The organism is Caballeronia sp. SL1002 (assembly GCF_057814995.1).
Genome location: NZ_JBYMUW010000002.1, coordinates 2,932,511 through 2,947,312 on the forward strand (window position 1 = coordinate 2,932,511; position 14,802 = coordinate 2,947,312).

Genomic DNA, 14,802 nt, shown 5'->3' on the forward strand with positions numbered 1-14,802 from the left:
CTGGAGCCCGCTAAAAACCACACGCTACGGGGTTAGCGCGAGGAGACCAAAGGTGGGAACAGCTCCGATAATGCTCCATCGGAGAACGACCCCAGCAAGGATGTCCCTAAAACAGGGCTTCGGTTTTGACGCCGACCATCAAGTGCGTTGCATCCGCTCACGCGCGGCACTCGATCACATCCGTGTTGAACTCGTTTGAACAGATTGTGGGCGAATTGATCCTGTGTCGCCGTAACAAAGTGTTTCAGGTTGTAACCCTCACCGGACAAGGCTTTCGGTAATTTGCGGGTCATTTTTGCGAAGCACGCAAGGTCAAAAACACCGCTTCTCGAACACCTCGCAAACGTTTAACTGCAGCTTAGTGCATCTCTTCGGATTTTTCGAGAGAATCATTAATCGCGTGATTTTTTTCTGGTCGCGCGCTTTCCCAAACTTAACGCAGGAGCGTGAATGACGATCGACGCAGCCCTTCTCGGTTATTACCGCATGGTCGCGGAGGCCTTTCCGCCGCTCGCCGGGAATCCCGACGCACCGGCGATCCGCCAGCGCTTTCACGAGGTGGCGAAGGCGTTTGCGCGCCCGCGTTCGGATGATGTCGTCGTGGACGAAATGACCGTGCCGCTCGACGGGCGGGAACTGGCGGCGCGCGTTTATCGTCCTGCGGGCGGGGCAACTGCGTTACCGCTGCTGGTTTATTTTCATGGCGGCGGCTGGGTACTGGGCGATCTCGATACGCACGACACGCTGTCCGAGCGCCTGGCGATCGACGCGAACTGCGCGGTGGCGTGTGTCGATTACCGGCTTGCGCCCGAGCATCCGTTCCCCGCGCCGTGCGACGACGCGCTCGACGCGCTGCTGTGGTTTGCCGAGCATCGTTCGCGGCTGGGGTTCGCGACGGATCGGCTGGCGGTTGGCGGCGACAGCGCGGGCGCGCATCTGGCGGTCGTGGCGGCGCGCGGCGCGAACGAGCGCGTCGCGGGGCTGGTCGGCGCGCAATTACTGTTGTATCCGGTGATGCGGCGTCAGTTCGAGAGCGCGAGTTGCATTGCGAATGCAAACGGGCCGGGTCTCACAAACGACGAGATGGCGTGGTTCTGGACCCAGTTTTTCGCCGCGACGACGCCCGATGCCCACGATGTCCGCGCGTTTCCCCTCGCCGAACCCTACGAGCGCACGCCCGCGCCGGCGCTGATCGTGGCTGCGGCCTACGATCCGCTCTACGACGACGCGTTCGAACTCGAGCGTTTCCTGGCGGCGAACGGCGGGCGCGCCGAGGTGATCGCGGCCGACGATATGACGCACGGCTTCGGGCGCGTCCAGTCGCATTCGGCGGCGGCCGCTGCCTGGATGAAGACGATCGGTGGGCGGATCGGCGAAATGCTGCGTTGAATCCAGCCGCTTACTTCAGCCATTTGTCGACCACGGCCTGAAACTCGCCCGTCGATCGCGCGAGGTGCAGCCATTGGTCGACGTATTGCTGGAATGTCACGTCGCCGCGCGGCACGAGATACGCCTTCTCCCCGAACTGGAACGGTTTGTCAGGATGCACCGAGCACAAACCCGGGTTGAGCTTCTGCTGCAATAGCGTCTCGGATGCATCGGTGACCATGACGTCGGCGTGGTTGTCGAGAATCTGGCGGAAGATCGTCACGTTGTCCGGATACTCGATCAACTGCGCGTGCGTGAAGAACTGCTTCGCGAAGCGCTCGTTCGTGCCGCCCGGATTGACGATCGCCCGCACGCCGGGCTGGTCGATCTGCGTGACCGTCTGGTACTTGTCCACGTCGGTGCAGCGCACGATGGCCGTCTTGCCGTCCACCATGTACGGCTCGGTGAAGAACGCGCGCTTCTGGCGGTCGAGCGTCGTCGAAACGCCGCCGACCGCGATATCGCACTTGGCGACGAAATCGTTCATCAGATTCGACCACGTCGTCTTTACGTACTCGGTTTTCGCGCCGAGCGAGTGCGCGAGATTCTCGGCCAGATCGATGTCGATACCTTCGAAACCGCCGTCCGGCTTGGCGAACGTGTATGGCTTGTAGTCGCCGGTCGTGCAGACGCGCAGCGTGTGACGCGTGAGGATTTCGTCGAGGCGCGACGCGGGCGCAGCGGAGGCCACTGCCACGGCGGCGACGGGCGCGACCGTCGGGCTGACCGCGCCGGCCTGCGTCGTCTGTGCGTTCGCGATGGGCGCAAGCGCTGCACAGACGACAGCCGCAGACGCCAGAACGCCGGCCACGGCCGGACGGAAGTGGAATTTCATCGGATGTTCCCTGTTTTTATCGGATCGGCGAGGTGAGCGCCCCGGCGGTCGATGATAACCACCGCCCGTCGCGTTGAACACCGGCGGGCGAGCCGCTCGCCGCAAAAACGCGAGGCGCGTCCGGTAGAATGATCTTTTGCCTTTGAGTTCCGAGCGACGTGGCCCATACCCTTCTGAACGACACTTTCCTGCGCGCGCTGATGCGCGAGCCGACCGACTACACGCCGATCTGGCTGATGCGTCAGGCGGGCCGCTATCTGCCCGAATACAACGCCACGCGTTCGCGCGCGGGCAGTTTTCTCGGCCTCGCGAAAAGCCCGTCCTACGCCACGGAAGTCACGTTGCAGCCGCTCGAACGCTTTCCGCTCGACGCCGCCATCCTGTTTTCCGACATCCTGACCGTGCCCGACGCCATGGGACTCGGGCTGAACTTCGTGCAGGGCGAAGGCCCGCGTTTCGAGCGGCCGGTGCGCACCGAGGAAGACGTCGCGAAGCTCGCCGTGCCGGATATCGACTCAACGCTGCGCTACGTGACCGATGCCGTGAGCGAAATTCGCCGCGCGCTGACCGATTCGCAAGGACGCCAGAAAGTGCCGCTGATCGGCTTTTCGGGCAGCCCGTGGACGCTCGCGTGTTACATGGTGGAAGGCGGCGGTTCGGACGACCATCGCACGGTCAAATCGATGATGTACGCGCGGCCCGACCTGATGCACCGCATCCTCGACGTGAACGCGCAGGCCGTCACCGCGTACCTGAACGCGCAAATCGAAGCGGGCGCGCAGGCCGTGATGATTTTCGACACCTGGGGCGGCGCGCTCGCCGACGGCAAATACCAGCAGTTCTCGCTCGATTACACGGCGAAAGTGGTGGCCGGTCTGAAACGCGAGCACGGCGGCGTGCGGGTGCCGGTCATCACGTTCACGAAGGGCGGCGGGTTGTGGCTCGACCAGATCGCGTCGATCGGCGTGGATGCCGTCGGTCTCGACTGGACCGTGAATCTGGGGCAGGCGCGGGAACGGGTCGGCGATCGTGTCGCGCTGCAAGGCAATATCGACCCGAACGTGCTGTTCGCGCCGCCGGCTGTGATCCGCACCGAGGCGCGCGCCGTACTCGACAGTTTCGGCAATCATCCGGGGCATGTTTTCAATCTGGGCCACGGTATTTCGCAGTTCACGCCGCCGGAAAGCGTCGCGGAACTGGTCGATGAAGTGCATCGGCACAGCCGCACGATCCGCGCGAAGGGCGCGGCTTGATTTGCTGCGTCGCAGCAGAAATGCTCGCCGCTGGGCTCTGCTTCTAGGGGGCTGCGCCAAGCCGAAAGGCCGTCGTCCGGCGCTCTCTCGATTGTCAAGTCTTGACTTATACACATTTTGTACGCTGCGCCGCGCCATCTCGATAAAGCGCCGATGTAAGCGCTTCAAAGGCTTCGTTTTCGAATCAAGTCTTTGATTTAAAAAGAATTTACACTAATCGGGCCACAATGTGGGTTAGCGCACGCAGCGCGCTGGAACGGCCCTTTTTCGAACTGTCAATCAAAGTTCTCAACAAAGTTATCCACAGGGCTGTGGAAAGCGTCGAAATCTCAAAAATAATCCTGAACTTAGCGCCGATTCTGATGTTTCACTTTAAGTCCGGACTGCAAAGCCTTGTGCCGTCGTCGGGGCGTTGCCGCAGGGCGGATTGCGGGCGGCGCGGCGCATGAGTGAAGTTTTTGTCCGCGTGGCGCTGGATCATCCGCTGCCGACGCTATTCGACTATCGCTACGATCTCGTGCCGGAACCCGTCCCCGGGTTGCTCGTGCGCGTGCCGTTCGGCCGCCGCGACGCGGTCGGCCTGATCTGCGAAGTCACGACCCAGAGCGACGTTCCCGCCGACAAACTGCGCTCGGTCGAAGCGATCTGCGACGCGTGCCCGCCGCTGTCCGACACCTGGCGCGCGCTCGCCGCTTTCGCCGCCGAGTATTACCAGCGCGGCCTCGGCGAGGTCGCGCTGCCTGCGTTGCCGCAGGCGTTGCGCGATGCGTCGCGGTGGGGGCGGCTCCTGGCCGTCGAGGAGCACTACCGGTTGCTGCCCACTGGACGCGCCGCGCTGCCCGACGCGCTTCCGGCGCGCGCGAGCGCATTGCGCGCGCTTGCCGACGCGCTCGCCGCCGTTCCCACGCTTGCCGCCGCCGATGCCCGCGCGCTTCATCCGAAAGCCATCGCGACGCTCGGGCAATGGCAGACGAACGGTTGGGTCGCGCTGGAAACGGGCGATCGGGAAAGCAGGATGCCCGCCGCCGAACGCGTGGGGTTAACCCACGGCGTCGTGTTGCCGCAGTTGACCGCAGAGCAGGAACAGGCCGTCGATGCAATCCGCGCGAGCACCGCGTTCGCGCCATTTCTGCTGCATGGCGTGACCGGCAGCGGCAAAACCGAGGTTTATCTCCACGCACTTGCCGATCTGCTCGCCGCGCGTCCCGACGCGCAAGCGCTCGTCCTCGTGCCGGAAATCAACCTGACGCCGCAATTCGAGGCCGCGTTCCGCGCGCGTTTCGCGGCGCTGCCGGAAGGCGGCATCGTCACGATGCACAGCGGTCTCGCGGAAGGCGAGCGCGCGCGCAACTGGCTGGCCGCGCACACCGGACGCGCGCGTCTCGTGCTCGGCACGCGGCTCGCCATCCTCGCGTCGATGCCGACACTCGCGTTGATCGTCGTGGATGAGGAGCACGATCCCGCCTACAAGCAGCAGGAAGGTTTGCGCTATTCCGCGCGCGATCTCGCGATTTATCGGGCGAAGCAACTGGAGATTCCGGTCGTGCTCGGCTCCGCGACCCCTTCGCTCGAAAGCTGGTGGCAAGCCGAGCAGGGCCGTTACACGCTGTTGACGCTCACGCGCCGCGCGGTTGCGGATGCCGTGTTGCCGAGCGTGCGGCTCGTCGATCTGGAAGAGGAGCGGCGGCGCGGGCGGGCGTCCGTGGACGGCTTGTCCGGGCCGTTTATCGCGGCGATGAAAACGCGGCTGGAGCGCGGCGAGCAAAGTCTCGTGTTTCTGAACCGACGCGGCTACGCGCCGATTTTGTCGTGCGACGCGTGCGGCTGGGTCGCCGGTTGCCCGCGATGCAGCGCGTATGTCGTGCTCCACAAGCCCGAGCGAGCGCTGCGCTGCCACCATTGCGGCTGGGAATCGCGGATTCCGAAATCATGTCCCGATTGCGGCAACGTCGATATCGCGCCGATGGGGCGTGGCACGCAGCGCGTCGAGGAAACGCTCGCGAGCGCGGTGCCGGGCGCGCGCGTGCTGCGGATCGACGCGGACAGCACGCGGCGCAAGGGCAGCGCGCAGGCGCTGTTCTCTAATGTTCACGCGGGCGAGGTGGATATTCTGGTCGGCACGCAGATGATCGCTAAAGGTCACGACTTTCAGCGCGTCACGCTGGTGGGCGTGCTGAACGCCGACACCGCGCTTTTTTCCCACGATTTCCGTGCAAGCGAACGGCTTTTCGCGCAATTGATGCAGGTAAGCGGACGAGCGGGCCGCGCCGGATTGCCGGGCGAAGTGATGATCCAGACGCGCTATCCGCGACACGCGCTGTATCACGCGCTGTCGCGTCACGATTACGTCGGATTTGCAAATTCGACGCTCAACGAGCGCCGCGACGCGCATCTGCCGCCGTTCGTTTATCAGGCGTTGTTGCGCGCGGAAGGGCGCACGATCGACGCCGCGCTGGCGTTTTTGCAGGAGGCGGCCGCCGAGTTCGCGACGCTGCCGGGCGCCGAGCGCGTGACGGTGTACGACGCGGTGCCGCTGACTATCGTGAAGGTGTTCAACGTCCATCGCGCGCAATTGCTGCTCGAATGCGCGTCGCGCGCGGCGCTTCAGCACGCGTTACGGGCGTGGCAACCCGTGCTGCGAGGCCTGAGAGGCGTGCTGCGCTGGAATGTCGAAGTGGATCCGCTCGATATTTGAGCGGCGTGTGGCAGGCGGCGCGTTCAGCCGTTGCTGCGTTCCTGACCGCGCACCGGAATAGCGCCGAGCGCTGCGATATCGCCGGGACCGCGTTGATCGTCGCGCGGCGAGGCCGACGGACGTTCCACATGCGGATGTGCCCCGCGGATAAACAGAATCACGCACAGCGCGCACATCGCCCAGACGCAGCCGAAAACCATCCAAGTGCTCATGCTCGTTTCTCCCCGAAACCCAGGCGGCGTTCGTGGCCGCGGTCCGCGCGTCGTGAATTCGCTCGCGCTTTGACGTTATATCGGCGGCGATTGGGGTTTTGATTAGGGTCATTCCTATAAAAATTTGATTAGGGAAAATACTAGGCAAAAATCGCCATCCGCCAGGTGTCGATGCACCCCGTGAAACCCTTGGTGCATAAGGCGTCCATAGAGGTGCAACCTATCCCGAAATGTTGGTTGCACCTTTTTTATCAGCGGAGTACGATTCGCCCACTTTTTAGTCATCGGCCGGTGCGGCACGTCGGCCAAACGAAGGAAATATGGCGAGCACTACCCTAGGCGTTAAAGTCGACGACCTGCTGCGCACCCGGCTGAAAGACGCCGCGACGCGGCTTGAGCGCACTCCTCACTGGCTCATTAAGCAAGCCATCTTCGCGTACCTCGAGCGCATCGAGCACGGCCAGTTGCCGCCGGAACTCTCGGGCGCGCCGGGCATCGCTGAAGTCGGCGAGACGCTGCACGCCGATCACGACGAAGACAACGCTCCCCATCCTTTCCTCGATTTCGCGCAGAACGTGCAGCCGCAATCCGTGCTGCGCGCGGCGATCACGGCCGCGTATCGACGTCCCGAGCCGGAATGCGTGCCGTTCCTGATCGGCCAGGCGCGTCTCACCGGCGCGATCGCGACCGAAACCCAGAGCATGGCGACCAAGCTGGTCGAGGCGTTGCGCGCGAAGCATACGGGCGGCGGCGTCGAAGGGTTGATCCACGAGTTTTCGCTTTCCAGCCAGGAAGGCGTCGCGCTGATGTGTCTCGCGGAAGCGCTGCTGCGCATTCCCGACCGCGCGACCCGCGACGCGCTGATCCGCGACAAGATCAGCAAGGGCGACTGGCGCTCGCACATGGGTCAGGCGCCGTCGCTGTTCGTGAACGCCGCGACCTGGGGTCTGATGATCACCGGCAAGCTCGTCACGACCAATAGCGAAGCGGGGTTGTCGTCGGCGTTGACGCGGTTGATCGGACGGGGCGGCGAGCCGCTGATCAGGAAGGGCGTCGATATGGCGATGCGCCTGATGGGCGAACAGTTCGTCACCGGCGAGACGATCTCGGAAGCGCTCGCGAACAGCCGCAAGTTCGAAGCGCGCGGCTTCCGTTATTCCTACGACATGCTCGGCGAAGCGGCGACGACCGAAGAAGACGCGCTGCGCTACTACGCATCCTACGAGCAGGCGATCCACGCGATCGGCAAGGCGGCCGGCGGGCGTGGCATCTACGAAGGTCCGGGCATCTCGATCAAGCTTTCCGCGCTGCATCCGCGATATTCGCGCTCGCAGCAGGAGCGCACGATGAACGAATTGCTGCCGCGCGTGCGCTCGCTCGCGCAACTCGCGCGCCGCTACGACATCGGTTTGAATATCGACGCCGAGGAAGCAGACCGTCTCGAAATCTCGCTGGATCTGCTCGAAGCGCTGTGCTTCGATCCCGAACTGGCGGGCTGGAACGGCATCGGCTTCGTGGTGCAGGCATATCAGAAGCGCTGCCCGTTCGTGATCGACTATTTGATCGACCTCGCGCGCCGCAGCCGTCACCGTCTGATGATCCGTCTGGTAAAGGGCGCGTATTGGGATTCGGAAATCAAGCGCGCGCAAGTGGATGGTCTCGAAGGCTACCCGGTCTATACGCGCAAGATCTATACGGACATTTCATACGTCGCCTGCGCGAAAAAGCTGCTGGCCGCGCCGGATGCCGTGTATCCGCAATTCGCCACGCACAACGCATTCACGCTCTCGGCTATCTATCAGCTCGCGGGTCAGAACTACTATCCGGGCCAGTACGAGTTCCAGTGTCTGCACGGCATGGGCGAGCCGCTCTACGAGGAAGTCACCGGCCGCGACAAGCTGAACCGGCCGTGTCGCGTGTATGCGCCGGTCGGCACGCACGAAACGCTGCTCGCGTATCTCGTGCGCCGCCTGCTCGAAAACGGCGCGAATACGTCGTTCGTGAACCGAATCGCCGATGAATCGATTCCGGTCAGCGATCTCGTGCAGGATCCGATCGACGAAGCGTCGAAGCTCGTGCCGCTCGGCCTGCCGCACGCGAAGATCGCATTGCCGCGTCAGTTGTACGGCAACGAGCGCCTCAATTCGATGGGGTTCGATTTGTCGAACGAGCATCGGCTGGCGTCGCTTTCGTCGGCGTTGCTGGCAAGCGCGAACGCGCCGTGGCGCGCCGCGCCGATGCTCGAATCCGACGATACCGCAGGCGGCGTGACGCGCGACGTGCGCAATCCCGCCGATTTGCGCGATATCGTGGGCACGGTCGTGGAAGCGACGTCCGAACAAGTGAGCGCCGCCATCGCGCACGCAGTCGCCGCCGCGCCGATCTGGCAGGCCACGCCGGTCGGCGAGCGCGCCGACTGTCTCGCGCGCGCTGCCGATCTGCTCGAAGCGCAGATGCACACGCTGATGGGACTCGTCGTGCGTGAAGCGGGCAAATCGCTCGCGAACGCGGTGTCGGAGATCCGCGAGGCGATCGATTTTCTGCGCTATTACTCGGCGCAAATCCGCAGCGAGTTTTCCAACGATACGCATCGTCCGCTCGGCCCGGTGGTTTGTATCAGCCCGTGGAATTTCCCGCTCGCGATTTTCCTCGGCCAGGTTGCCGCCGCGCTCGCCGCCGGCAATCCGGTGCTCGCGAAACCCGCCGAACAAACGCCGCTGATCGCCGCGCAAGCCGTGCGCATTCTGCGCGAAGCCGGCGTGCCGGCGGGCGCGGTACAACTGCTGCCGGGCGACGGCGAAACCGTTGGCGCCGCGCTGGTGGCCGATCCGCGCACCCGCGCCGTGATGTTCACCGGTTCGACCGAAGTCGCGCGCCTCATCAACAAAACGCTGTCTGGACGCCTCGATCCGGAAGGCCGTCCGATCCCGCTGATCGCGGAAACGGGCGGACAGAACGCAATGATCGTCGATTCGTCGGCGCTCGCTGAACAAGTCGTGGCCGACGTGCTGCAGTCGTCTTTCGATTCCGCCGGTCAACGCTGCTCGGCGCTGCGCGTTCTTTGTCTGCAGGAGGACGTCGCCGACCGCACGCTCGAAATGCTGACCGGCGCGATGCGGCAACTCGCAGTGGGCAATCCGGACCGGCTTTCTGTGGATGTCGGCCCGGTGATCGACGCGGATGCAAAGCGCGGGATCGACGCGCACGTCGCCGCGATGCGCGAAAAGGGCCGCAAGGTCGTGCAGCTCGCGCTGCCCGACGCGTGCGCGCAAGGGACGTTCGTGCCGCCGACGCTGATCGAACTGGACGGTATCGACGAATTGAAGCGCGAAGTGTTCGGACCGGTGCTGCACGTGGTGCGCTACCGCCGCGCGTCGCTTGATAAACTGCTCGACCAGATCAAATCGACCGGCTATGGACTCACGCTCGGCATCCATACGCGTATCGACGAAACCATCGCGCATGTGGTCGGCCGCGCGCACGTGGGCAATATCTACGTGAACCGGAACGTGATCGGCGCAGTGGTCGGCGTGCAGCCGTTCGGCGGCGAAGGTTTGTCGGGCACGGGCCCGAAGGCGGGCGGCGCGCTGTATCTGCAGCGCTTGCTCGCGAAGCGCCCGGCCGGTTTGCCGAAATCGCTGGAAAGCGCGCTTGTGGTGGATCAGGCGGCATCGAAAGATGCGCCGTCGGCTGCGCTGACCGCGTTGCGCGACTGGTCGATCGGCGAACGCGATCCGCAAACCGCTGCGCGTTGCGACGGGTATCTGCAACACGTTCTGGCCGGCGCGACGGCGGTGCTGCCGGGACCGACCGGCGAGCGCAACACGTACACGCTTGGCGCACGCGGCACGGTGTTGTGCGTGGCGTCGACGGCGAGCGGCGCGCGCGCCCAGTTCGCGGCGGTGCTCGCCACCGGCAATCGCGCGCTCTTTTCGGGCGCGGCGGGCGAGCAACTCGTGGCGGCGTTGCCCGCGACGCTGACGGCTCACGCGGCGGTGCGAAAGACCGGCGATACAACGGCGGAGTTCGACGCCGTGCTGTTCGAAGGTGACAGCGACGAATTGCTGTCGCTCGTGAAGGAAACCGCGAAGCGTCCGGGGCCGATCCTGTCGGTGCAGGGCGTGGCGGCTGGTGCGTTCGCCGACGGCAGTCACGACGGTGAAGGTTACGCGCTCGAAAGACTGCTGACGGAACGCTCGGTGAGCGTCAATACAGCGGCGGCGGGCGGCAATGCGAATTTGATGACGATCGGTTGAGAACCCTCTAGCGCTCGATTCAAACAAACGGCAGCGGGCACGGCGACCCCGGCACAAGCTGCCATCTACACTGGTACTAGGAGAAGCTATGACGTACACGATGAACAAGCTGGCAGCAGCATTGGCAGTCGCCGGCCTGTCGTTCGCGGGCACCGCATTCGCGCAACAGGTTGAAGAAGTCAAGGTGGGTTTCGCCGGTCCGATGACGGGTGCGCAGGCGCACTACGGCAAGGATTTCCAGAACGGCATCACGCTTGCCGTCGAGGAATTCAACGCGACGAAGCCGGTGATCGGCGGCAAGGCGGTGCATATCGTCCTCGACGCAGCCGACGACCAGGCCGACCCGCGCACGGGTACGACCGTCGCGCAAAAGCTGGTGGATGACGGCGTGAAGGGCATGCTCGGCCACTTCAACTCGGGCACGACCATTCCGGCCTCGCGCATCTACGCGAACGCGGGCATTCCCGAAATCGCGATGGCGACCGCGCCGGAATACACGACGCAGGGCTACAAGACCACGTTCCGCATGATGACGTCCGACACGCAGCAGGGTTCGGTCGCCGGCGACTTCGCGGTGAAGACGCTGAAGATGAAGAAGATCGCGATTGTCGATGACCGCACGGCTTACGGCCAGGGTCTTGCCGATCAGTTCGAGAAGGCGGCGAAGGCTTCGGGCGCGACGATTGTCGATCGCGAGTTCACGAACGACAAGGCAGTCGACTTCAAGGCGATTCTGACCAAGCTGAAGTCGATGAATCCGGACCTCGTGTACTACGGCGGCGCGGATTCGCAAGCGGGCCCGATGGTCAAGCAGATGAAGACGCTTGGCATGAAGGCGCCGCTGATGGCGGGCGAAATGGTCAAGACCGACACGTTCCTGAAGATCGCCGGCGATGCAGCCGACGGCTCGGTTGCGTCGCTGGCTGGCTTGCCGCTCGACCAGATGCCTGGCGGCGCGGACTACACGGCGAAGTACAAGAAGCGCTTCAACGAAGATGTGCAGACGTATTCGCCGTACGCCTACGACGGCGCGATGGCGATGTTCAACGCCATGAAGAAGGCCAATTCCACCGATCCGGCGAAGTACTTGCCGCTGCTGGCGAAGACCGATATGCAGGGCGTGACGGCTACGCACCTGGCGTATGACGCGAAGGGCGATCTGAAGAACGGCGGGATTACGCTTTACAAGGTCGTCGGCGGGAAGTGGACCACGTTGCAGAGCGTTGGCGGGAAGTAAGGGCGCTGGCGTCTCGCGTTCGTGTTTTTGTTGTCGAAGAAGGCCGCTCTGATTTTAGAGTGGCCTTTTTTTCGCTCACGGTCGGGCGATCTTCTTCAACCCGTTCACGGTTCACCGGCGACCGGCAAAGCGCCGTCGTTCGATACCGCTTTGAAATTTGCGCCAGCTTTGCAGCAGTAAAGAAAGTAAGTCCCGCGCCGAACAGGGCGTCGCTAATAAACGCACACGAAAGCAAGTTCCCAGAAAGCGCAGGCAAACAAAACTACCGCACAACCTAAAACTTATAATTCAAAGCAGCAAAAACATTAACCTCCGTGCGCTGCACGGTAACGGGACTGTGCCCCGCATTTCCTTCCAGCCGCCCAACGGTCGCAGCAACCGACCCAATCCAGTGCTTAGTAAAGTTGTAGCTTGTATAAGCGTTCAGATGAACATCGCGAATCCCTGAACTGGTGTCATACGCCGATAACCCCGAAGCCGAACTCTGCTGCGGAGAGATGCCAAAGAACGTCCGCGTGTACTGCGCATTGGCCCACGTCAGCCCCGGCCCGAACGAAACCAGAAAATTCGGCGTGATCGGCAAGTTCGCCGCGAGATCGGCACTCACGTACAAGCCCTGATTATTCCCCGCGATATCCTGATATGCCGCAACCGATCCGGTCAGGAACGACGCGGAATAATCCGCGAAAAGCTTCAGCTTCGGGCCGGTATGCACATTACCCAAACCGTGCAACCGCGGATCGTCCGATTCGTTGCGCGACTGCAAGTCGAACGTGATTGCCGCGCCGGCGTGATACGCGTCGCTCCGCAACGCATTCACGCCGAGCACGTCGAAGCCTTGCGAAAAAATCCGGTCGTCGTAAGAGATATCGAGCGAAGGCAGCGGAATCAATTCCAGCTTGCTCGACCCGGGATACTTCGGAGTCGCGACGACCCCCGGACCGATCGATACTTTCCACTTGGAGGCGATATCGCCGGATTCGTCGGCGTGCGCGTTCGCACAAGCGCCGCACACAAACGAAAGCAGTGCAAAGCGTGCAAATTTCGATAACTCCACGGCGGCTCTCTCCAAGCGGTTCAGGGTCGCCGGATTATATTGGCGCGCCCTGGAGGACTCGCTCGCGTGGTCGAAATTTCACGCTTTTTGGCGGCGGTTATCGGCTTTTTCGACCTTGTTCGCGGACCTGATCGAGCGTCGCGGCGGGCGTGCTCTGGTCCTGCGGAATGCGAATCTCGATCACCGCCGGCAGTCCCGACGCCACCGCGCGGTCGAACGCGGGCATGAATTCGGCGGTCGAAGCGACCCGTTCGCCGTGGGCGCCGAACGCCTGCGCATAAGCCGCGAAGTCCGGATTCGTAAGCCGCGTCCCATGCGCGCGGTTCGGATAATGCCGCTCCTGATGCATCCGGATCGTCCCGTACTGCGCGTTATTCACGACGATAAAAATCACCGCCAATCCGTACTGCATCGCAGTCGCGAGTTCGTGCGCCGCCATCAGAAAACAGCCGTCGCCCGCGAGCGCGACCACCATCCGCTCCGGATACAGCGACTTCGCCGCAATCGCCGCCGGCACGCCGTAGCCCATCGCGCCGCTGGTCGGCGCGAGTTGCGAGCGGAAATGCCGGTACGAGTAATGCCGATGCAGCCACGTCGCATAGTTGCCCGCGCCGTTCGAGACGATCGCGTCGGCCGGCAAACGCGCGCTCAGTTGACGCATGATCTCGCCGAGCTGGATATCGCCGAGCATGGGCCTCGGCTCGCGCCATTCCAGATACGAGCGGTGCGCGGCATCGGCGGAACCGGTCCAACTTGGCGACACAGGCGGCGTGAGCGCGGCGAGCGCCGCCGCCATTTCGGGCATGCCGGACACGATCGGCAGATCCGCCGAATACACGCGCCCGAGTTCCTCTGCGCCCTGATGAACGTGGATCAGCGTCTGCTTTGTCTTCGGGATATCGAGGAGCGTATAGCCCGCCGTCGTCGATTCGCCGAGCCGCGGGCCGAGCACGAACAGCAAATCGGCCTCGCGGATGCGCGCGGCCAGCGCTGGATTGATGCCGAGGCCGACATCGCCCGCGTAGTTCGGATGCTCGTTGTCGAGTGTGTCCTGAAAGCGGAACGCGCAGCCGACCGGCAGTTGCCACCGCTCCGCGAAACGCGCGAAATCCTGCGTCGCCTCTTGCGTCCAGCCGCTGCCGCCCGCGATCACGAACGGCCGTTGCGCGTCGGCGAGCATCTGGCGTACGCACTCGATCTGCGCAGGCGCGGGCGCGGCGGCGACGCGCTGGTAACGCGGCGCGCCGGGCACCGCTTCGCAGGCGTCGCTCAACATGTCTTCCGGCAGCGCAAGCACGACCGGCCCGGGCCGCCCCGAGGTTGCCGTGTGAAACGCGTGGCTCAGATATTCGGGAATGCGCCGGGCGTCGTCGATTTGCGCGACCCACTTCGCCATTTCGCCGAACATCCGCCGATAGTCGATCTCCTGAAACGCTTCGCGATCCCTATGCTCGCGCGCGCATTGGCCGATCAGCAGGATCATCGGCGTGGAGTCCTGGAAAGCGGTATGAACGCCGATCGACGCGTGCGTCGCGCCCGGTCCGCGCGTCACGATGGCGACGCCCGGCCGCCCCGTCAATTTGCCCACCGCTTCGGCCATGTTCGCCGCGCCCGCTTCGTGGCGGCAGACGATCGTCTCGATCTGGCCGGTTTCGTCGTGGAGCGAATCGAGAACGGCGAGAAAACTCTCGCCCGGCACGCAAAAAACACGTTCGACGCCATGCGTGAGCAGTGCATCGACAAGAAGGCGCGCGCCCGTGGTCTGGGGCAAATCGGAGGACGACATGCAGGGATATCTCCGTGGAGGAAAGCCGAGGACATAGCTTACG

The 14,802-nt window shown here is 63.7% G+C and carries 9 protein-coding genes; 5 read left to right on the top strand and 4 right to left on the bottom strand.

What is annotated here, in order from left to right; all coding sequences use genetic code 11:
* Window positions 1–450: 450 nt before the first annotated feature.
* Entirely contained in the window at window positions 451–1,389 is a 939-nt protein-coding gene (locus tag AC3D25_RS15990) for an alpha/beta hydrolase (RefSeq protein ID WP_488889331.1), read from the top strand.
* A 10-nt stretch (window positions 1,390–1,399) separates the two neighbouring features.
* Here AC3D25_RS15990 and AC3D25_RS15995 read toward each other — a convergent pair whose 3' ends face one another.
* On the bottom strand, window positions 1,400–2,263 hold the full coding sequence (locus tag AC3D25_RS15995) for a transporter substrate-binding domain-containing protein (RefSeq protein ID WP_488889332.1): 864 nt from the start codon (window positions 2,261–2,263) through the stop codon (window positions 1,400–1,402).
* A gap of 158 nt (window positions 2,264–2,421) precedes the next feature.
* Here AC3D25_RS15995 and hemE point away from each other — a divergent pair, with 158 nt between their 5' ends.
* Together hemE and AC3D25_RS16005 are read left to right on the top strand one after the other, a co-directional pair.
* Complete coding sequence (gene hemE / locus AC3D25_RS16000) at window positions 2,422–3,516, top strand: uroporphyrinogen decarboxylase (RefSeq protein WP_488889333.1); 1,095 nt, start codon at window positions 2,422–2,424, stop codon at window positions 3,514–3,516.
* 445 nt (window positions 3,517–3,961) lie between these two features.
* Window positions 3,962–6,211, top strand: coding sequence for a primosomal protein N' (locus AC3D25_RS16005; protein ID WP_488889334.1), 2,250 nt, complete (start codon window positions 3,962–3,964; stop codon window positions 6,209–6,211).
* A gap of 23 nt (window positions 6,212–6,234) precedes the next feature.
* On the opposite strand, the gene AC3D25_RS16010 is transcribed toward AC3D25_RS16005, so the two are convergent.
* Complete coding sequence (locus AC3D25_RS16010; protein WP_488889335.1) at window positions 6,235–6,423, bottom strand: hypothetical protein; 189 nt, start codon at window positions 6,421–6,423, stop codon at window positions 6,235–6,237.
* 320 nt (window positions 6,424–6,743) lie between these two features.
* On the opposite strand from AC3D25_RS16010, the gene putA reads away from it, so the two are divergent.
* The gene (gene putA / locus AC3D25_RS16015; RefSeq protein ID WP_488889336.1) at window positions 6,744–10,679 is read left to right on the top strand and encodes a trifunctional transcriptional regulator/proline dehydrogenase/L-glutamate gamma-semialdehyde dehydrogenase; all 3,936 of its coding nucleotides are present in this window, start codon (window positions 6,744–6,746) and stop codon (window positions 10,677–10,679) included.
* Window positions 10,680–10,767: 88 nt separating this feature from the next.
* On the top strand, window positions 10,768–11,916 hold the full coding sequence (locus tag AC3D25_RS16020; RefSeq protein ID WP_488889337.1) for a branched-chain amino acid ABC transporter substrate-binding protein: 1,149 nt from the start codon (window positions 10,768–10,770) through the stop codon (window positions 11,914–11,916).
* 274 nt (window positions 11,917–12,190) lie between these two features.
* On the opposite strand, the gene AC3D25_RS16025 is transcribed toward AC3D25_RS16020, so the two are convergent.
* Both AC3D25_RS16025 and AC3D25_RS16030 read right to left on the bottom strand, forming a co-directional pair.
* Window positions 12,191–12,973 (bottom strand): MipA/OmpV family protein, encoded by a 783-nt coding sequence (locus AC3D25_RS16025; protein WP_488889338.1) that lies wholly within the window; start codon window positions 12,971–12,973, stop codon window positions 12,191–12,193.
* A 97-nt stretch (window positions 12,974–13,070) separates the two neighbouring features.
* Window positions 13,071–14,759 carry a thiamine pyrophosphate-binding protein gene (locus AC3D25_RS16030; protein ID WP_488889339.1) on the bottom strand — a complete coding sequence of 563 codons (1,689 nt, stop codon included), beginning with the start codon at window positions 14,757–14,759 and terminating at the stop codon, window positions 13,071–13,073.
* Between the last annotated feature and the right edge of the window lie 43 nt (window positions 14,760–14,802).

What these genes read in the sequence shown, in the direction of transcription:
- AC3D25_RS15990 (WP_488889331.1), top strand. Translation starts at nt 451, where the DNA reads ATGACGATCGACGCAGCCCTTCTCGGTTATTACCGCATGGTCGCGGAG.
- AC3D25_RS15995 (WP_488889332.1), bottom strand. Translation starts at nt 2,263, where the DNA reads ATGAAATTCCACTTCCGTCCGGCCGTGGCCGGCGTTCTGGCGTCTGCG.
- AC3D25_RS16005 (WP_488889334.1), top strand. Translation starts at nt 3,962, where the DNA reads ATGAGTGAAGTTTTTGTCCGCGTGGCGCTGGATCATCCGCTGCCGACG.
- AC3D25_RS16010 (WP_488889335.1), bottom strand. Translation starts at nt 6,423, where the DNA reads ATGAGCACTTGGATGGTTTTCGGCTGCGTCTGGGCGATGTGCGCGCTG.
- putA (WP_488889336.1), top strand. Translation starts at nt 6,744, where the DNA reads ATGGCGAGCACTACCCTAGGCGTTAAAGTCGACGACCTGCTGCGCACC.
- AC3D25_RS16020 (WP_488889337.1), top strand. Translation starts at nt 10,768, where the DNA reads ATGACGTACACGATGAACAAGCTGGCAGCAGCATTGGCAGTCGCCGGC.
- AC3D25_RS16030 (WP_488889339.1), bottom strand. Translation starts at nt 14,759, where the DNA reads ATGTCGTCCTCCGATTTGCCCCAGACCACGGGCGCGCGCCTTCTTGTC.